Origin of the sequence: Neptuniibacter sp. QD37_11, from assembly GCF_047778105.1 — a bacterium.
GTDB lineage: Bacteria > Pseudomonadota > Gammaproteobacteria > Pseudomonadales > Balneatricaceae > Neptuniibacter.
Genome location: NZ_CP180552.1, coordinates 247,056 through 265,682, shown reverse-complemented (window position 1 = coordinate 265,682; position 18,627 = coordinate 247,056). Strand labels below are relative to the sequence as shown.

The 18,627-nt window shown below is 45.9% G+C and carries 14 protein-coding genes and 1 tRNA gene; 10 read left to right on the top strand and 5 right to left on the bottom strand.

Going from position 1 to position 18,627, the window contains the following annotated elements:
• Window positions 1-9: 9 nt before the first annotated feature.
• Window positions 10-1,851 carry a dihydroxy-acid dehydratase gene (gene ilvD / locus ACMXYT_RS01160; RefSeq protein WP_415899843.1) on the bottom strand — a complete coding sequence of 614 codons (1,842 nt, stop codon included), beginning with the start codon at window positions 1,849-1,851 and terminating at the stop codon, window positions 10-12.
• Window positions 1,852-2,081: 230 nt separating this feature from the next.
• Here ilvD and ACMXYT_RS01155 point away from each other — a divergent pair, with 230 nt between their 5' ends.
• The 4 genes from ACMXYT_RS01155 to ACMXYT_RS01140 all read left to right on the top strand — a co-directional run bounded on the left by ACMXYT_RS01155 (window position 2,082) and on the right by ACMXYT_RS01140 (window position 4,959).
• Complete coding sequence (locus tag ACMXYT_RS01155) at window positions 2,082-2,327, top strand: hypothetical protein (protein ID WP_415883180.1); 246 nt, start codon at window positions 2,082-2,084, stop codon at window positions 2,325-2,327.
• Window positions 2,328-2,621: 294 nt separating this feature from the next.
• Complete coding sequence (locus tag ACMXYT_RS01150) at window positions 2,622-2,885, top strand: PepSY domain-containing protein (RefSeq protein ID WP_415883179.1); 264 nt, start codon at window positions 2,622-2,624, stop codon at window positions 2,883-2,885.
• A gap of 13 nt (window positions 2,886-2,898) precedes the next feature.
• Window positions 2,899-3,588, top strand: a complete 690-nt coding sequence (locus ACMXYT_RS01145) for a response regulator transcription factor (RefSeq protein WP_415899842.1) — start codon at window positions 2,899-2,901, stop codon at window positions 3,586-3,588.
• A gap of 9 nt (window positions 3,589-3,597) precedes the next feature.
• Window positions 3,598-4,959: an ATP-binding protein gene (locus tag ACMXYT_RS01140; RefSeq protein WP_415899841.1), complete on the top strand. Its 1,362-nt coding sequence runs from the start codon at window positions 3,598-3,600 to the stop codon at window positions 4,957-4,959.
• On the opposite strand, the gene argA is transcribed toward ACMXYT_RS01140, so the two are convergent.
• Window positions 4,956-6,293 (bottom strand): amino-acid N-acetyltransferase, encoded by a 1,338-nt coding sequence (gene argA / locus ACMXYT_RS01135; RefSeq protein ID WP_415899840.1) that lies wholly within the window; start codon window positions 6,291-6,293, stop codon window positions 4,956-4,958. The genes ACMXYT_RS01140 and argA overlap by 4 nt on opposite strands.
• A 177-nt stretch (window positions 6,294-6,470) precedes the next feature.
• Here argA and ACMXYT_RS01130 point away from each other — a divergent pair, with 177 nt between their 5' ends.
• Together ACMXYT_RS01130 and glnE are read left to right on the top strand one after the other, a co-directional pair.
• Window positions 6,471-7,592: an inorganic triphosphatase gene (locus ACMXYT_RS01130; RefSeq protein ID WP_415899839.1), complete on the top strand. Its 1,122-nt coding sequence runs from the start codon at window positions 6,471-6,473 to the stop codon at window positions 7,590-7,592.
• A gap of 109 nt (window positions 7,593-7,701) precedes the next feature.
• Window positions 7,702-10,602 (top strand): bifunctional [glutamate--ammonia ligase]-adenylyl-L-tyrosine phosphorylase/[glutamate--ammonia-ligase] adenylyltransferase, encoded by a 2,901-nt coding sequence (gene glnE / locus ACMXYT_RS01125; protein WP_415911756.1) that lies wholly within the window; start codon window positions 7,702-7,704, stop codon window positions 10,600-10,602.
• Between the two features lie 76 nt (window positions 10,603-10,678).
• Here the strand turns inward: glnE and ACMXYT_RS01120 are convergent, their stop codons facing one another.
• Entirely contained in the window at window positions 10,679-11,677 is a 999-nt protein-coding gene (locus ACMXYT_RS01120; protein ID WP_415883173.1) for a branched-chain amino acid aminotransferase, read from the bottom strand.
• Between the two features lie 360 nt (window positions 11,678-12,037).
• Here ACMXYT_RS01120 and waaF point away from each other — a divergent pair, with 360 nt between their 5' ends.
• The 3 genes from waaF (at window position 12,038) to ACMXYT_RS01105 (ending at window position 17,306) form a co-directional block, all read left to right on the top strand.
• Complete coding sequence (gene waaF, locus ACMXYT_RS01115) at window positions 12,038-13,063, top strand: lipopolysaccharide heptosyltransferase II (protein ID WP_415911755.1); 1,026 nt, start codon at window positions 12,038-12,040, stop codon at window positions 13,061-13,063.
• On the top strand, window positions 13,060-14,064 hold the full coding sequence (gene rfaC / locus ACMXYT_RS01110) for a lipopolysaccharide heptosyltransferase RfaC (RefSeq protein ID WP_415899835.1): 1,005 nt from the start codon (window positions 13,060-13,062) through the stop codon (window positions 14,062-14,064). The genes waaF and rfaC overlap by 4 nt, the downstream gene beginning before the upstream one ends.
• 194 nt (window positions 14,065-14,258) lie before the next feature.
• Window positions 14,259-17,306, top strand: a complete 3,048-nt coding sequence (locus ACMXYT_RS01105; RefSeq protein WP_415899834.1) for an EAL domain-containing protein — start codon at window positions 14,259-14,261, stop codon at window positions 17,304-17,306.
• A gap of 37 nt (window positions 17,307-17,343) precedes the next feature.
• Here ACMXYT_RS01105 and ACMXYT_RS01100 read toward each other — a convergent pair.
• A tRNA-Thr gene (locus ACMXYT_RS01100) sits at window positions 17,344-17,419 on the bottom strand.
• Window positions 17,420-17,542: 123 nt separating this feature from the next.
• Window positions 17,543-17,935 (bottom strand): hypothetical protein, encoded by a 393-nt coding sequence (locus ACMXYT_RS01095; RefSeq protein WP_415899833.1) that lies wholly within the window; start codon window positions 17,933-17,935, stop codon window positions 17,543-17,545.
• A gap of 125 nt (window positions 17,936-18,060) precedes the next feature.
• Here ACMXYT_RS01095 and ACMXYT_RS01090 point away from each other — a divergent pair, with 125 nt between their 5' ends.
• On the top strand, window positions 18,061-18,570 hold the full coding sequence (locus tag ACMXYT_RS01090; protein WP_415899832.1) for a hypothetical protein: 510 nt from the start codon (window positions 18,061-18,063) through the stop codon (window positions 18,568-18,570).
• The last annotated feature ends 57 nt before the right edge of the window (window positions 18,571-18,627 follow it).

Here is an 18,627-nt window from a genome sequence, read left to right as displayed (position 1 = left end):
TACGCCTATTTAGAACAGCTCTTCCAGTTTAGATAGATCTCTAACAGCACCTTTATCAGCTGATGTTGCCAACATACCGAATGCTTTCAGTGCAGCAGAAACCTTACGCGGACGAGGTTCAACTGGCTTCCAGCCTAGCTTATCCTGCTCTGCACGGCGTTCTGCTAGCTCTTCATCGGAAAGCAACACATCGATTGTGCGGTTAGGGATATCGATACGGATAATATCGCCGTTACGAACTAGACCGATTGCACCACCCGCTGCAGCTTCTGGAGAAACGTGGCCTATCGACAGACCAGAAGTACCACCAGAGAAACGACCATCAGTCAGCAATGCACAGGCTTTACCTAGACCTTTAGACTTGATGTACGACGTTGGGTAAAGCATCTCTTGCATACCCGGACCGCCTTTAGGGCCTTCGTAACGTACGATAACAACTTCGCCCGCTACTACTTTATCATCAAGAATATTCTGAACCGCTTCATCTTGAGATTCTGTAATGTGTGCAGGGCCTTCGAATACAAGGATAGACTCATCTACACCAGCAGATTTAACCACACAGCCGTCTAGCGCGATGTTACCTTTCAATACAGCAAGACCACCTTCCAAAGAGAACGCATTCTCTAATGAACGGATACAACCATTCTCACGGTCACCATCTAGTGTTGGCCAGCGAGTAGATTGGCTAAATGCTGTCTGAGTTGGGATGCCCGCAGGACCAGCACGATAAAACTCCAATACTTCAGGAGTTGGGTTACGCATGATATCCCACTTATCCAGTGCATCTTTCATTGTCGGAGCATGAACCGTTGGAACGTCTGTGTGTAGCTTACCGGCACGATCAAGCTCACCCAAAATCCCCATAATGCCACCAGCACGGTGAACATCTTCAATGTGGTAATCAGGAGTATTTGGCGCCACTTTACATAGCTGAGGCACTACACGGGATAAACGATCAATATCATCCATGGTGAAATCGATCTCAGCTTCCTGAGCGATAGCCAACAAGTGAAGGATCGTATTTGTTGATCCGCCCATAGCGATATCAAGCGTGATGCAGTTTTCAAACGCTTTAAAGCCTACAGAGCGAGGTAGAACTGATTCATCGTCCTGCTCGTAGTAGCGTTTAGCCAAATCTACAATCGTACGACCTGCTTCTAGGAACAAGTTTTCACGATCAGCGTGAGTTGCAACTACAGTACCGTTACCAGGAAGTGCAAGGCCTAGAGCCTCTGCCAAGCAGTTCATAGAGTTCGCTGTGAACATGCCAGAACAAGAGCCACAAGTAGGACACGCAGAACGCTCTACTGCATCCACTTCTTCGTCAGATGCATTTGGATCTGCTGCAAGTACCATCGCGTCAACTAGATCTAGCTTGTGCTCAGCTAGTTTAGTTTTCCCCGCTTCCATTGGGCCGCCAGTAACGAAGATTACTGGGATATTCAGACGCATAGACGCCATCAACATGCCCGGTGTGATTTTGTCACAGTTAGAGATACAAACAATAGCATCTGCACAGTGTGCATTTACCATGTACTCAACAGAGTCAGCGATAATGTCACGCGATGGCAGAGAGTAAAGCATGCCGTCATGACCCATCGCGATACCATCATCGACTGCGATAGTATTGAATTCTTTAGCAACACCACCCGCCTTTTCAATTTCGCGAGCAACTAGCTGTCCCATGTCTTTCAGATGTACGTGACCTGGAACAAACTGAGTAAATGAGTTTGCCACAGCAATAATTGGCTTGTGGAAATCCTCATCCTTCATACCTGTTGCACGCCATAAAGCACGTGCACCCGCCATATTACGACCTGCCGTCGATGTCTTTGAGCGATATTGTGGCATTTCAATGACCCTTGTTTGTAATAATTTTGCTTAGCTATCGAGTATAACAGAACCGTTGCGAAAACCGTCGTTCCAATATTGCTTTGTTCGCAACAGCATATACCACGAAATGCGTTACCAAATGCACGAGGCTAATCCGACCAATAGATTAAAATTATGCATGTTCCAGCCCTTGCAGAGTCGAAGCCCGCACTCTAATCTTGGCAGCTTAGTTGTGTTAGAGGTTAATCATGTCCAACTTAGATAAAAAAGAGATTCGCTCTGACAAGTGGATGCAACTCTTCATCAAATCAGGCGTTCCGATCGCCATCATCAGCATTATCTGCTTGTGGGTGGGGTGGTTTTTCAAAATCCCTTCCCTAGGCCAAATATTTATTGTTACTGCTGCGATTGCGCTTGCGATCGGTATGGCTTACAACGTTCGCTTTGTCATTCTTTCGGTTAGACAATTAAAAGAAAAACAAAAGAAAGACTGATCTACTCCCAGTATCTCGATTTCTCTCTGGGAAAACTCTGTGGGGAGGCCCTCCTCACAGAATACCATTCACACTCGATACAGTTTCACGCCCGTAAGCTAGGCTATAAATTCTTTATATAAGTAATTTATCTGGTCACACGAACTATTTACTATCCATTCCATAGTACGGGATACTTAGAAATTAACGAAAAAACGGCCCATTCTGCATTCTTCCGAGAGTCAGATACTAAGGCTTAATATTCTATTGTTTGTGTAATCTGAATAGTGACCTGCACCAATGAGGTTTTCCCACATGCTCAAGCAGCAGATTCGATATGCTGTATTGTTACTAAGCCTAATGACTGGCCTAGCACCAGTGGCAATGGCAGACGATTCGCCATTAACACTCAAACAAGCCATGACCGCCGCGATTGAAGCAAGCGGTGGTGAAGTAATAAAAACAGAGACTACTGAATTTAAAGGACGTGCCGTTTTTAAAATACGCCTCGTTAAAGAGGGTCATGTTAAAGATATCTTGATTGACGCCAAAAGCGGCGCCGTGATTACCCCCAAATAAGGAGTTAAATACAATGAAGTTACTTGTTGTTGAAGACGATCCAGATCTACGCCGCCAATTGACGACTGCCTTAGAGGGTAACAACTATACAGTTGAAGAAACTGCTGATGGTGAAGAGGCACTATACATGGGCCAAGAATATCCATACGACCTCGCAATAGTCGATCTTGGTCTACCAAAGCTTTCTGGGATTGATGTCATCAAGAAATGGCGCGCAGAAGGTAAAGAGTTTCCGATTATCATTCTAACCGCCCGCGGCGACTGGCAAGACAAAGTAGAAGGTTTAGAAGCAGGTGCAGATGATTACCTAGTCAAACCTTTCCATATGGAAGAGCTACATGCACGCCTAAACGCTTTATTACGCAGAGCAGCAGGTCACGCGAAACCTGTGCTTGAGTTTGGCCCGCTCAAAATCGATACCACTGGCCGCGTTGTTTACCGCAACGGCGAACCGGTTAAGCTAACAAGCTATGAGTATCGCACCTTCGAATACTTGGTATTAAATACAGGCAAGACCATTTCAAAGAGCGAGTTAACTGAACACTTGTATCACCAGGACTTCGACCGCGACAGTAATGTACTGGAAGTATTTATCCGTCGTTTACGTCAGAAACTGGACCCTGATCAAGAGTTACAGCCGATCACTACCGTACGCGGGCTCGGCTACCGTTTCGCCCTCACAACTGATCAGCCAAACGACTAAGGATAGTTCGTGAATATTCGATCTCCCCTGCAGTCATTGCAGGGGCGACTGTTGATTGCATCAGCAGTCATTCTTCCAATCGTTCTTCTTATTGCAGGATTAGCCTTGAGCAAGGCTTACCACAGCAGTTTAGAAAACTCGGTGAAAGACCGCTTGCAGCTACAGGTCTATCTGCTTCTCGGTGCAGTGGAACTCAAAGAGGATCACATTCTCTTCCCTGAACGATTGCAAGAACCTCGCTACGAACAAATTAATTCTGGTCTATATGCCGCTATACATGATCAAGAGGGCAATATCCTCTGGCGCTCTCTTTCCTCAGTACTTCTTGATGACCCACAGCTGTCTCAAGTAATTAACCTCAGCGGCTTAACCACCGGAGAGCCTAGGTTTGAGCATTTGGAGGAAGCGCAACTCTACCGATTCCAACTTCGAATCATTTGGGAAACGGCAGGCAAAGAAAAGTCATTTCTGTTTACCGTAATGGAATCAGATGATCTCGTGATTCGCGATATCCAAGCTTATAACCAACAGTTAACGGCTTGGCTTGGCATCATTTTCCTCGTCGCGTTATTGGCGCAAACCTTCATCCTCAGTTGGGGCTTAACACCGTTAAGGCGACTCGCCAAGGATCTCAAGGCGATTGAAGCCGGCAAAGCTGAGAAACTAAAAGGTCTTTACCCTGATGAAGTTGAACCGGTAACCACTAACCTTAACGGCTTGATTGTGAGTGAGCGCAAACAGCGAGAACGCTATCGCAATACTTTGGGAGATCTTGCCCATAGTCTAAAAACACCTCTCGCAGTTATGCGTGGCGCGGAGCTAGAAGAACACGAACTGCACACCTATCAATCTCTGGTATCTGAGCAAGTAGAACGCATGGATCAGATTGTTCAGTATCAGTTGAGCCGTGCAGTGAAGAGCAAGAACAAGCCTCTCGGTAAAGCGGTCCCTGTTGAGCCCATCATAGAACGAATGCTCTCGGCTCTTGGCAAAGTCTATCGCAATAAAAATGTTGTTACTGAAACATCTTTATCAGAAAACCTGACCTTCTTTGGGGATGAACGCGATCTCATGGAAGTGTTGGGTATGATCATGGAAAACGCGTTTAAGTACGGTCATAGTCAGGTTGCTATCTCTGCATCACAATCTGATCGAGAGTTAAAAATAACCATCTGTGATGACGGCCCCGGAGTAACACCAGAGATGCGCCAAGTGATTTTGCAACGTGGCGCTCGCTTAGATACGTCAATTCAAGGACAAGGGATTGGCTTATCGGTAGCCACCGATATTATCAGTAGCTACCAAGGGCAGATCGAAGTTAAAGACTCTCCACTCGGTGGAGCCTGCTTTGTGATTCACTTCCCGAGTTAAAGATTACGCATAAACACTTTGGAGTTGCGCTGGAGATTAAACAGCGCTTTCTTCTCACCCGGTAGTTTATCCACAGGGGTTTCGATAAACCCGCGCTCAACAAACCAGTGGGCAGTCTTAGTTGTCAGAACAAAAACCTGCTTAAGTTTGCTCTGCTGCGCTTGCTGTTCAATGGCTTTAAGTAGTTTATCGCCGCGCTCAGCCCCTTTATATTCTGGCGAAACGACCACACAAGCCAATTCTGCCATCTGATCGTCTGGGAACGGATAGAGTGCAGCACAACCAATCACTACACCATCGCGTTCGATAAGCGTGAAACGTTCGATCTCATTTTCTAAGACTTCACGCGAGCGTCTTACCAACGTGCCATCCTGCTCTAAAGGTTGAATCAACTCTAACACCGCACCTACATCTTCAATCGTTGCAGAACGAAGCTGCTCGTAGGAATCCTGTAGCACCATAGTACCCGAACCATCACGGGTAAATAACTCGCCAAGCAGAGCACCGTCTTCTTTATAACTGATAAGATGACAACGACGCACACCCTTGCGGCAAGCAGCAACTGCGGCTTCTAAATTACGCGACATTTCCGTATGCGGTTGGTCTGTATCTTCCAATGACGATAGATACTGCCCTACCAAGCGTTCAGCCTTGCGGGTCAACAATTCGCTACGCAATTTGCCCGAGCTATCCAAAACGCCTTGATCAGCACCAAACAAAATCAACTTATCAGCATCTAAAGCACTAGCGGCAGCTGTCGCCACATCCTCCACAGATAAGTTAAAAACTTCACCTGTTGGCGAGTAACCTAAATGAGAAAGCAGAACGATATTGCCATCATCCAACTGCTGGGTAATAGCATCATGATCTAGACGACGCACTTCACCGGTATGAGCCATATCGACGCCGTCCAGCACACCAACGGGCTTGGCTGTCACAAAGTTGCCAGAAACAACCTTAATGCGCGCACCTGCCATCGGCGTATTAGGCAAACCCAAAGACAATCTCGCTTCAATTTCTGCCCGCACAATAGCGGAAGCTTGAATCACACAAGTAAGGGTTTCTTGATCGGTCACGCGAAGGTGATGATGCAAACGTGTCGTTAACTGCTTTTGTGCCAGCTGTTCTTCGACCTGTGGTCGCGACCCATAGACCAAAATCAAGCGCACACCTAAGCTATTCAGCAAGGCGATATCATGCACGATGTTGGCAAAATTAGGATCAGCAACGGCTTCCCCACTCAACATCAGCACAAAGGTGTTACCCCGATGCGCATTGATATAAGGAGAGGAGTGGCGGAACCAATTGACGTATTGTTTAGTGTCGTCGTTCACAGTCAGTCTACAAGCAGTTTTCAATGATTAGGTCTATTACGGCTACTGTAGGCTTAATCGGCACAAAAGCCAAATATTCATCCATCTGAACATTACACGGCAAGAGTGATTTAAAGCCCTATCTTAGTACGTTAGACTGCAAACTTAGATGGCAGCCTATAAAGAGAAAAAACAGAGATGGCATTAGAAGTAGAGCTAAAGCTAACTTTAAGCCCGCATCATGTGGAATCATTAAAACTACAACCACTGTTCCGCTCCTCTCAAGTTCGAGAATTGGGTAGTCACCAGTTAGGTAACATCTATTACGACACCCCCGATCAGCAACTGACGCAACATCGTGTAGCCCTACGCATTCGACGTAAAGGCGAACAGCTGATTCAAACACTAAAAAGCAGCGGTTCTTCTGAAGCAGGCATGCACTCTCGCAAAGAGTGGGAATGGCTGATCAAACAACCAGAATTAGATTACGAACTGCTTGAAAGTGCAGAATGGCCTAAAGCCCTTCAAGACCCAGATATCCATGCCCAAGTCGCTCCAATATTTAGCACCGACTTTAACCGCACAACGTGGATACTCGATACCCTTGATAGCAAAGGCAATGTGCTTAAAGCCGAGATCGCTTTAGACCAAGGCACTGTGAGTGCTCAAGGCCGAGAAGATCCATTATGCGAGCTGGAACTGGAACTGCTGGAGGGCGAGGCGACCGAGATGGTCAAATTCGCATTAGATCTAGCGAAACATGTCCCTCTCTATATCAGCGATATCAGTAAAGCTGAAAGAGGCTATCGTCTTCTCGATCCAGAGGCCTATGGCGTTCATCGCAAACTACCCGAATTCGATGAATCTACTACGCTAGAACAAAGCTTCAGCACTTTGTTGCAAAAAGAGCTCGGTCTGTGGCCACGCTATTTAGAAGCTTGGCAATTTACTCAAGATTGGAAATACATCCCTTTAGCGCTCGAGTCTCTGCGTAATATTGGCGCTCTCTATGAAACCTACAGCGATATTGTCCCTGCAGAACCTGATGGCAAGATCGACTTCCTTCTCAGCAAACTGATCCGTCAGTTACGAGATATCGATGCGTGGCGACGTACTGCGGTTATCTCTGGTCAAAAAAATAGCGACCTGATCAAGCAACAGCAGCAACGCTCGGAAGCACGCTTAAATGTGTTATTACAAACAGCAGAACCGGGCGTTTTAGCACTACTGATATCAGAACAGCTGATAGAAAAGTCTTGGCGCGAGCGCTGGCAGGGAAGCCACCAGCAACTTGCCCAAAGCTGTTTAACAAAAGCATGATAAGCATCACTCATTCAGTTGTTTTAGACTGTTAGAATGATTTTGGGGTCTTCATTTAGTACGCATCATATTCGGCCCTAAGTTTCACATTTCAGGAGACATAAGCCTTATGCTCAAACCGCACATGGATATACTGCCAGAAACACTTCAACCGGTACTCACCAAAAACTGGGAACCCCTTGAAGAAACTCTGACTACACTGAGCAATACCCCCGAGAGTTTTAGTCAGGACTTAAGCCGTGTTCTGACCGGCAGTAACTTCGTGGCAGAGCAACTCGAGCGTCGCCCAGAGATGTTGAGTTCGCTCCTTGAGAGCGGTGATCTATACAACACCTATTCAGAAGAGCAGTATCACAACACACTGAAAGAAACCTTTAGCTCTTTAGAAACGGAAGAACAGCTTCACAAAGCGATCCGTTGTTTCCGTCAGCGCGAACAAGTTCGATTAATCTGGCGTGACCTCACCCGTGCCAGCGATATGCGTACAACCACACGCGAGCTGTCTTGGTTGGCTGATGCCTGTGTCGAACAAACCATGAACTGGCTTTATGACCAAGCTTGCGAACGTTGGGGCACACCAACCGGCCGACACAGCCGTAAGCCGCAACGCATGGTTGTACTGGGTATGGGTAAGCTAGGTGCAAACGAGCTGAATTTATCCTCCGATATCGACCTAATCTACGTTTACCCAGAAAACGGTGAAACCGAAGGCAGCAAAAAATGTCTCGACAATCAGGACTTCTTTATCCGTCTAGGCAAAAAACTGATTCAGGCGCTGGATAACAGCACCATCGACGGCTTTGTATTCCGTGTCGATATGCGCCTACGTCCTTTCGGCTCAGCTGGCCCCTTGGCGATCAGTTTCGATGCTATGGAAGGCTATTACCAAGAGCATGGTCGTGAGTGGGAACGCTACGCCATGATCAAAGCCCGCGTAATGGCCGGTGATAAAGAAGCGGGAGATGAGCTAATGCAAATTCTCCGCCCATTCGTGTACCGTAAATATATCGACTTCAGTGCTTTTGACTCTCTTCGTGAGATGAAAGAGATGATCAGCCGCGAAGTTCGTCGCAAAGGACTTAATAACAACGTAAAACTTGGCTCTGGCGGTATCCGCGAAGTTGAGTTTATCGCTCAAGTGTTCCAACTGCTACGTGGCGGCCGTGATACACGTCTGCAACAACGCGAGCTGTGTAATATTTTACCGATTCTGCCAGACGTCGTCGGTATGCCGGAACAAGCCTCTCAGGAGCTGATGGCGGCTTATGAATTTCTCCGTAACGCAGAACACGCCATCCAAGCGGTAGCTGACAAACAAACTCAAGAACTGCCAATCGACGAAGTAGAACAATGCCGCTTAGCATTCAGCATGGGCTTTAACGATTGGGATAGTTTCGCAGCCGAACTAGAAAGTCACCGCGAGAAAGTACGGATCCACTTTGCCGATCTGATTGCACCGTGCGAAGAAGCTGAACCAGAAGAAGATTCAGCTTGCGATGATACTTGGCTTTCTTTATGGAAAGATGAACTTGAAGATCAACAGGCGATCGACCTGCTTGAAGAACAAGGTTTCGACGATCCCAAAGAGGCCTGGCACAAGATCAAAACCTTGCGTGAATCACGCACAGTGCAGATGCTGCAATTGATTGCTCAAGAGCGTTTATTAGCCGTACTGCCTATTTTGCTACGTGAAATCGCCGCGACCGAAAATGCGACAGAAACTTTAGGCCGAGTCCTAACGCTGATCCAAGCGATCTTAAGGCGTTCCGCTTATCTAGTATTATTGGCCGAAAACCCAACCGCGCTTCAACAGATGGTGAAACTCTGTTCAGCATCTAGCTGGTTCTCAGAAAAACTAGCGAAGCAGCCAATTCTATTGGATGAATTGATTGACCCTAGCAGCCTATATTCGCCACCGGATAAAGCTCAGCTAAACAGCGAACTGCGCCAACAACTGCTACGTATTCCAGAAGAGGATACGGAGCAATTAATGGATACTCTGCGTTACTTCAAGAACGCCCACTCGTTGAAAGTAGCGGCGTCTGAGATCACGGGTGCATTGCCGCTTATGAAAGTAAGTGATTACTTAACTTGGACAGCGGAAGTTATCTTAGAAGCAGTGGTCGATATCGCTTGGAAGTTGATGACCGAAAAGCACGGTGCGCCACAGAAATCCGCAGGCGTACCCTGCAACCCAGACTTTATCGTTTTAGGTTACGGTAAAATGGGCGGGATCGAGCTTTCCTACGGCTCGGATCTAGACCTAGTCTTTATTCACGATTCTGATGCGAACCTGTTTACTGATGGGGAGAAACAGATCGCTAACTCGGTCTTCTTTACTCGTCTAGGCCAGAAGATCATCCACATCCTAAATACATTCACCACCTCAGGTCAGTTGTACGAAGTAGACATGCGTCTGCGTCCATCTGGTAACTCTGGCTTATTGGTCAGTTCTCTCAAAGCCTTCTCCGACTATCAACATAAAGAAGCGTGGACTTGGGAGCATCAAGCCCTTGTTCGCGCACGCGTGGTTGCCGGTGATGCCGCTCTGAAAGAGAAGTTTGAAGAGGTTCGAGCCGAGATTCTGAAACTGCCTAGAGAGGATGAAAAGTTACTAGAAGAAGTAACAGAGATGCGCGAGAAGATGCGCGACCATCTGGGTAGCAAAGGCAACGATGAAGAGAACCCTGTATTCCACCTTAAACATGACCGCGGTGGCATTGTAGATATTGAATTTATCGTTCAATACTTGGTTTTATGCAATGCTGGTAAATGTCCATCGCTTTATGAGTTCACCGACAACATCCGTATTTTAGATGCTGCCGAACAGATCGAGTTAATCAGCCAAGATACAGCTGAAACTCTACGAGAAGCTTACAAGGCTTATCGCGCAGCAGGCCATCGTCAAACCTTGCAGGATCGCTCCAATACTATCTCTGGAGCTGAGATGACCGAGATGCGAAATGCAGTCGCAAGCATCTGGCAAGGGATCATGTCAGGGGAAAGTTAAGTTTTCTCCTGATAACGAAAAAGGGCAGCACCTGCGAAGGTACTGCCCTTTTTTATAAAACTGTCTAGGGAGGCTTTTAAACGTCGGTTAACCAACCGTGTTTATCTTCTGCCTTGCCCCATTGGATATCGTTTAGCGCCTTACGTAAACGTAGAGTTGTCTCGCCAATACCACCGTTACCAACGCTGTACTCTTTATCGTTATAAACCATAGTACCCACTGGCGCCAATACCGCAGCTGTACCAGAAAGAGCAGCTTCGCAACCTGGCTTAGCAATACGCTCAAGCATCTCTTCTACCGAGATACTGCGCTCTGATACTTTAAGACCTAAATCACGCGCAATGGTTAGAACAGAATCACGTGTTACACCGTGTAGGAAGCTTTCATCCAGATCACGTGTGATGACTTCGTCACCATCGATTAGCAAGAAGTTAGCTGCGCCAGTTTCCTGAATATCACCGTTTGGACAGAATAGAACTTGATCAACATTGTGTTCAGCTTTAGCTTTCATCGTTGGCAGTAATGCACTCGCGTAGTTACCACCACTCTTAATCATGCCATTGTGAGGCGCACAACGTAGGCCGTTATCTTCTACCAACAAGCGCAACGCGCGATCACCACCCGCAAAGTAATCACCTACAGGTGAAAGCAGTACGTAGAAGCAAGCTGTTTCAGATGGCGCAGCTGCTTTACCGATCGCAGGCTCAGTACCAAACAACGTTGGACGAATATACATAGAACCCGGAGGTGCAGGAACTTCATCAGCAAAGCGCTTCACTGTATCCAGAATCATCTGAGTTACAAATTCCTCATCCAATTCTGGCAGTGCCAAAAGGCGCGCACTTTGTGCCATACGAGATACGTTACGATCAATACGGAAAACTTTGATCGAACCATCTTCATGACGGAATGCTTTAAGACCTTCAAAACACGTCGAAGAGTAATGCAGCACATGCGCACCTGGGTGCAAGTTGATGCTGTCACTAGGGACCATTTCGACCGCACTCCAGCTGGAACCGTCAAACCAAGAGATTGACATTTCAGGCATAAAAACGGAGCCGAATGCAGTTGCCATGAGACCTTCCTTCTAATTATTTTGATGCGTTACTGTTTTGCCCTTCGATACACTCGATAGAGGGGCAAACAGAGATAATATGTACAAATTAAGGGCTGATATTCTAATCCTGATAACAGAAAATTGGAATTCCCTGAGCCCTTCTACAGCGCATCTTGCGGAATTAAAGTGCCAATAAACCCTATAAGAATTGAAATTGGGCGTTTTTCTCCAATTCTTGTATGATTCTCACCTTATCAAATACCGTTTTTATCGGGCTGTCTAAGCACGATAACGCGCTATTTTTGATCGTAATCTAAAAGCAACAGAGCAGAAGGTTCACTCTCCTATGTCGTTCACACAGCAAATGGATAACAGCCAATGAAAACGCTTATCATCGGCCCATCTTGGGTAGGCGACATGTTAATGAGCCAATCTCTGTACCAGCACCTAAAACAGAAGAACCCTGATATTGAGATCGACGTGTTAGCGCCGAACTGGTGTCGACCTGTTTTAGCGCGTATGCCCGAGGTCAATAAAGCGATTGAGATGCCGGTAGGACATGGCAGCCTGCAATGGGGTCTACGCAAACAGATTGGTCAGGAACTCGCTAAATACGGTTATGAGCAAGCTCTCGTGCTGCCCAACTCACTAAAATCTGCGTTAATCCCATGGTTTGCCAAAATTCCAAAAAGAACTGGCTGGCGTGGTGAGATGCGTTATGGCTTGCTGACCGACCTTAGACCACTGGATAAAGAAGCCTATCCATTGATGGTTCAGCGCTACCTTGGCCTAGCAGAAGCACCAGGGACACCAGCCATGCCGATGGAACAGATCCCTTATCCGCAACTGACAGTGGATAGCGCCGAGTATGAAGCTGCTTTAGCTCAGTTCAAACTAAACCCTGATAAAGCGATCGCGTTTTGCCCAGGTGCCGAGTTTGGTCCAGCTAAACGCTGGCCCGATTATCACTATGCAGCACTAGCGAAGCTATTAATTGCTGATGGCTACCAGATCTGGCTATTTGGCTCCGAAAAAGACAAGCCGGTATGCCAACAAATTCAAGACCAGCTTACGATTGAAGAACAACAGCGCTGCAGCAACTTAGCCGGTGTTACCACGCTTCCTCAAGCTATCGACCTGATCGCGCATTGCCAAGCGGCGGTGAGTAATGATTCTGGATTGATGCATATTGCGGCAGCCGTCAATGTGCCGCTGGTTGCACTATACGGCCCTACCAGCCCTGGATTTACACCACCGCTATCCGATAAAGCGGAGATCATTAGGCTGATCGAAGGCTACCAAAAAATCAGAAAAGGTGATGCTGACCAAGGCTATCATCAAAGTATGATCGATATCACACCTGAGCTTGCTTATAAGGCAACCATCAACGGATTAAACCGATGAAGAAGGTTCTTGTTGTTAAAACTTCATCCATGGGCGATATCATCCATACCTTGCCTGCACTCACAGACGCGGCTCGTGCAATCCCAGGTGTACAGTTTGATTGGGTTGTTGAAGAAAATTTTACCGAAGTACCTTCATGGCACCCTTCGGTTAATCAGGTTATCCCGGTTGCCATTCGTCGCTGGCGCAAGAATATCTGGAGCACACTAAAAAGCGGTGAGTGGTCCGATTACAAGCAGCGACTGCAAACAGAAAAGTACGACGCTGTTATTGATGCCCAAGGCTTACTCAAGAGTGCTGTACTGGTCACACGCTTAGCAAACGGGCCTTCATTCGGCTTAGATAAAGATTCTGCTAAAGAGCCACTAGCAGCACGTTTTTACGACACCTCTATTTCAGTTCCGAAACAGCAACATGCCGTAGAGCGCGTTCGCCAATTGTTTGCCCAAGCGCTTGGGTACAATCTCTCAGATGAGCGCGGTGATTTTAATATTCGTCAGCATTTCTTAAAGCAAACGCATCGTGAAGCGCCTTATCTAGTCTTTCAACACAGCACGACACGCTTTGATAAGCATTGGCCTGAAACCTACTGGCAAGCGCTGATCAAACTAGCAGGAGATGCGGGCTGGAAGATAAAACTGCCTTGGGGCTCAGAGCCTGAGCAGCAACGTGCACAAAGGCTTGCTAAAGCACACGAAAATGCTGAAGTATTACCACGCCTCCCTTTAGCTGAAATCGCTTCCATCCTGACGGGTGCGAATGCTTGTGTTTCTGTGGACACGGGTTTATCCCACTTAGCTGCAGCATTAGATACGCCTAACGTCATTCTATTTGGCCCAACTGATCCTGGATTAGTTGGTGGCTATGGTAAAGACCAAACCTGCCTACAAGCCAGTGTATGCCCTGCCAATCAAAACGATGTTGAACCTGCTATTTTTGCACCGCTTACGCCTGAAATTGTTTGGGATACATTATCCAGCCAAATCAGCTTAACTAGTTAATAAGTCGATAAAAAAGCATCTAACTATTTGCCTATCAGGTAAATAGTTCTAGGATAAAATGAAAGGTTTTTCCTAGAACTATTTATACGCCCTAATGTACAGGAGCGAACATTAGCTAGCACTGCAACGACTGCATAAACCTAATTTGTCGAACATTCGTTTTGTTCGGCTTTGTTGTATTAAGAAGGTTTACTTTGGCAACAGATCACTCTGAAAACGTTCACATCAATAAGCCCATCCGCGGCTTACTTGCGCTCGTTGTTTTACCACTATTTTTGATCGCGATAGGCGGCATTGGGATCTATTTAAATCTGGCAAGTAAAAGCGAAACCGAAGCGCGTAATCACAGTCAGAACATCACTAAGTTGTTAGCCAGTCAAGCGGATGCTTTCATCCGTAATAGAACACACGCAGTTGCGCTAATGGCAGGCGAGCAACAAATCACCCAATACATACTTAACCCCGATACAAATCACTCTCGAATCAAGAAGAAACTAAAACGTTACTGCCATACATTGCAGGCATCTATCTGTTACATCATGGATAAGAACGGCGTTACCCAAGCAGACAACCGCCCACCGGAGACGACCCTTGTAGGAAAAAACTATGCTTTTCGCCCGTATTTTCAACAAGCGATTCAAGGTATACCAATCGTTCACTTAGCTTTGGGCGTCACAACAAAAAAACGCGGTCTCTATTTCAGCCACCCTATTTATTCAGATGCTGAATCCCCTATTGGTGTAGCTATAATCAAATTTCTACCGGATCAAATTGAAGAGCGCTTCCATCGACTCCCAGGTAACGCTTCTTTGATTGATCCGAACGGTGTTGTCTTTGCTTCCAACAATGAAAACTGGCTATACAAGACCTTATTCCCTCTCTCTCCAATACAAGAAAAGCAGGTCGCAGCATCACGACAATTTGGCGATTCAATACCTGAACACTTAGGTTTCAGCCGCAAGTTAGATAGCTCAGTGATAGAAAAGGATGAACAACTGTTTATCTATGAAAACGCACCATTAGAAGAGCTGCCAGGTTGGCACATCTCATTTCTGTTAGAACCTGAACAATTTCAAACCGCAGAACAGATAACTCAGCATCAAATCGCGTTATCCTTGATTGGGGCGATGTTCTTTTTAACCTTAGTCGCCATCAAGCTCCTTTATAGACAACTAAGACAAAGCTTAGGCTCAACTCAACGCTATCAGCAGGAGCTTGAACAAAGTGAACAACGTTTACAACGTTTTGAAGAGGTCACTTCCGAAGCTATCTTTATCCACAATTCACAAGGCATTGTCGACCTCAATAAGAGAGCAGAAGAACTGTTTGGCTATAGCTATCAAGACTTTATTAAACTTGATCCAAAAACCCTTTTCACAGCTGATAGCTTACCTCTTGCTCTTGAACATACGCGAACTAAGTCCGAGCAACCCTATCAAGCTGCCATTATTACAAGCCAACAAGAGGAGATACCGGTAGTCATAACGGGTCGGACAGTACTTTGGCATGGTGAGAAAGCGAGAGTTTCTTCCTTCCGTGATATAAGACAAAGAGTTGCCACCCAGAAAAAGCTATCAGCAAGTGAGGATCGTTTTCGGCAGCTATCTGATTTGGTCGCCGAAGGTTTACTAATCTACAGTAACCACAAGATCATCGATGTAAATCAAGCCCTATGCCGCATTTTTGCAACAGACAAAGAAACACTAATTTCCTCTTCTTTAAACGCTTTATTTAACAAAGAGATATCCAAAGAGATTCTAGAGCTAGAGCAAAAGAATCAGTCTTCATTTGAAATCTCGCTACAACGTGGTGACGGCTCTACCTTTCCTGCTGAAATATCATCAGCCAGTATGCAGTTTGATGATGGCCTGTTTAACATCGTTGCGATACGCGACATTAGCCGCCAGAAAGAGCAAGAAGAGCATATTCTCTATCAAGCGCAGTATGACTTACTCACCAATATACCGAACCGAGTGTTGGCACGTGATCGTGCTGAACAAGCGATGAAGAAAATGCGTCGAGAAGGTCGCAAACTGGCTTTAATGTTTATCGATTTAGACGACTTTAAAAAGGTGAACGACAGCTTAGGTCACGATATTGGAGACCAACTACTACAACAAGCGGTTAAACGGCTGCAAAGCTGCTTAGCTGATAACCACACGTTAGCGCGCCACGGGGGAGATGAGTTCATCGTTATTCTCGAAGATCTAGATAAACCGGAACAAGCGGAACTCACAGCAGAGCTAATTTTAGAGAAATTCGTACAACCCTTCTTCATTCAAAGTAAGCAACTGATTGTGACTGCTAGTATTGGCATCGCCATTTTCCCAGATGATGCAGTCGATTTTAGAGCGCTATTGCGTGCTGCAGATATCGGCATGTATAAAGCTAAAAAAGATGGGCGTAACCGCTTCCACTATTACACCCAAGAGATGAATGATGTCGCGATTCGACAATTAGAACTCGATAACTGCCTACGTGAAGCGATTGCCAATGACGAACTGAGTTTGGCTTTTCAGCCATTAATATGCGGCTTAAACGACACACCTAAGATTGTAGGTGCAGAAGCATTATTACGGTGGCATTCATCTAAACTCGGCGATGTATCGCCGGTCGAATTTGTCCCACTAACCGAACAGACAGGCCTAATTATCCCTATAGGTCGCTGGGTACTAAAACAGGCCTGCAAACAAGCTCAACGTTGGATCGAGCAAGGACATGCTGATTTCACTATCTCTGTTAACGTGTCGCCGAGGCAGTTTAAGAGCAATGACTTTATTAAAGATATAAACCAAGCGCTTGAATACAGCGGTCTTAAACCTGAACACCTGAAACTGGAAGTAACAGAGGGACTAATTATTGAGGCATCCTCCAAACTGGATAATACCCTTCAGAGGATCTCAGATATGGGGATTCAGATCTCTATGGATGACTTCGGGACCGGCTATTCCTCTCTAAACTACCTACAACGATTCCCGTTCGATAACCTAAAAATCGATCGCTCATTTATTCGAGAGCTCGCAACCAACCCAGACTCTCAGATATTGGTTTCTGCAACTATAGCTATGGCCCACCAGCTAGGTCTAAGTGTTACAGCAGAAGGGATCGAGACGGAAGAACAAAAAGCCTATCTTCACGAACTACGCTGCGATTTTCTACAAGGCTATTTGCTTGGAAAGCCCGTAACATCAGAAATGTTTAGCGAAGCATTAAAACAGGGTAAACAGACAAATTCAGATTAAAATGTTGCTTAAGAAATAACTAGCAAAGGAGAGAAAGTGGTGCCGGCACCAAGAGTCGAACTCGGGACCTACTGATTACAAGTCAGTTGCTCTACCAACTGAGCTATACCGGCACATCTCAGAAGAGGACGCGAATAATATGCAGTTATCCGACGCGAATCAAGTCTATTTTTAAATTTATTTTCAAAGCGATTAATTATCATACAAAACAGAGGTTAAAACGGTTATCGTCCGCGTTAATCGTCTAAGTTATTCAACCAATCTTGTCCTTGCTCCTCATTGTCAAAGAACTCAAATTGTATCTCATGCTGAAAACAGATCGCTTTTAGCATCATCAAATCATCCTCATCTGAATCCACTAAATCGATATAAGCAATTTTCAAGTGGGTCCAATCATTATTAACAAACTGATCCACCACATCGTAAGCTTCCATCACTGGTATAGAACCACAAATATGCGAGAGGTAGAGCACCTTTTGCTGCCCCAAAGATTGTGCCGTTTCAGCTATTACTGCCCACACATCTAATGCTTCCCGCACTGCATGCTCAGGTTTGCGGCTACCAAAGATTTCCACTCGGATATATTTGCCAGTATTTTCTATCTGATACTGATAGGCCATATCACGCATTTGTAATTAGTTATTAACCTCTTAATTATAGACAGAGATATTCAGTGCTAAGGACGTAAAGCGTTTTAGATCAAATACTTTAAAATCGAACAAATACCAAACTATTTTCAACTAGAGGATTACCATTGAGATTCTTAGCTTACTTGATGATCTTAAGCACTTCAGGCGGCGCTCTAGCTGAATCTACCAGCTGCATCGAAAAATTTGAGCTCTATGCAAAAGCCCAAACCACATGGCAACATGCAAGCACCAAACGCGCCTTGGAGCTGTTACCTGAACATGCCGAGCGTATAAACCATTACCGAGACACACAGCTCCTTTCAATAGAACGACGTGTCCTTGCTGTGAAATTAGCGCTCAAGCATACCCCTGACAAAGTACAAACTTGGGGCAGTATCAACAACTGGATTGACCTCTCCCCGGAACTAGAAGCTGAACTCGCCCAGTACGATTCAAACCTAATAACTCTGTCACAAATGCACAAAAAGATGACAACGCAACCGGAAATAGAGGTAGATCATAATTTCCATCGCACGTTCCAAAAAGCTGCATTGAGCGATGAAACCTTCCGTCAGCTAATGGATAATTTCAACATCCGTTCTCGCGATATAAACAGCATGAGCTGCGTAAAATAGATTTTTCCTGCTGATTAGGGTAGCGGAACCACCAACCCTCTACCCTTCGTTGTCCCG

Coding starts and splice junctions, on each gene's coding strand:
- ilvD (WP_415899843.1), bottom strand. CDS start 1,851: ATGCCACAATATCGCTCAAAGACATCGACGGCAGGTCGTAATATGGCG.
- ACMXYT_RS01155 (WP_415883180.1), top strand. CDS start 2,082: ATGTCCAACTTAGATAAAAAAGAGATTCGCTCTGACAAGTGGATGCAA.
- ACMXYT_RS01150 (WP_415883179.1), top strand. CDS start 2,622: ATGCTCAAGCAGCAGATTCGATATGCTGTATTGTTACTAAGCCTAATG.
- ACMXYT_RS01145 (WP_415899842.1), top strand. CDS start 2,899: ATGAAGTTACTTGTTGTTGAAGACGATCCAGATCTACGCCGCCAATTG.
- ACMXYT_RS01130 (WP_415899839.1), top strand. CDS start 6,471: ATGGCATTAGAAGTAGAGCTAAAGCTAACTTTAAGCCCGCATCATGTG.
- glnE (WP_415911756.1), top strand. CDS start 7,702: ATGCTCAAACCGCACATGGATATACTGCCAGAAACACTTCAACCGGTA.
- ACMXYT_RS01120 (WP_415883173.1), bottom strand. CDS start 11,677: ATGGCAACTGCATTCGGCTCCGTTTTTATGCCTGAAATGTCAATCTCT.
- waaF (WP_415911755.1), top strand. CDS start 12,038: ATGAAAACGCTTATCATCGGCCCATCTTGGGTAGGCGACATGTTAATG.
- rfaC (WP_415899835.1), top strand. CDS start 13,060: ATGAAGAAGGTTCTTGTTGTTAAAACTTCATCCATGGGCGATATCATC.
- ACMXYT_RS01095 (WP_415899833.1), bottom strand. CDS start 17,935: ATGCGTGATATGGCCTATCAGTATCAGATAGAAAATACTGGCAAATAT.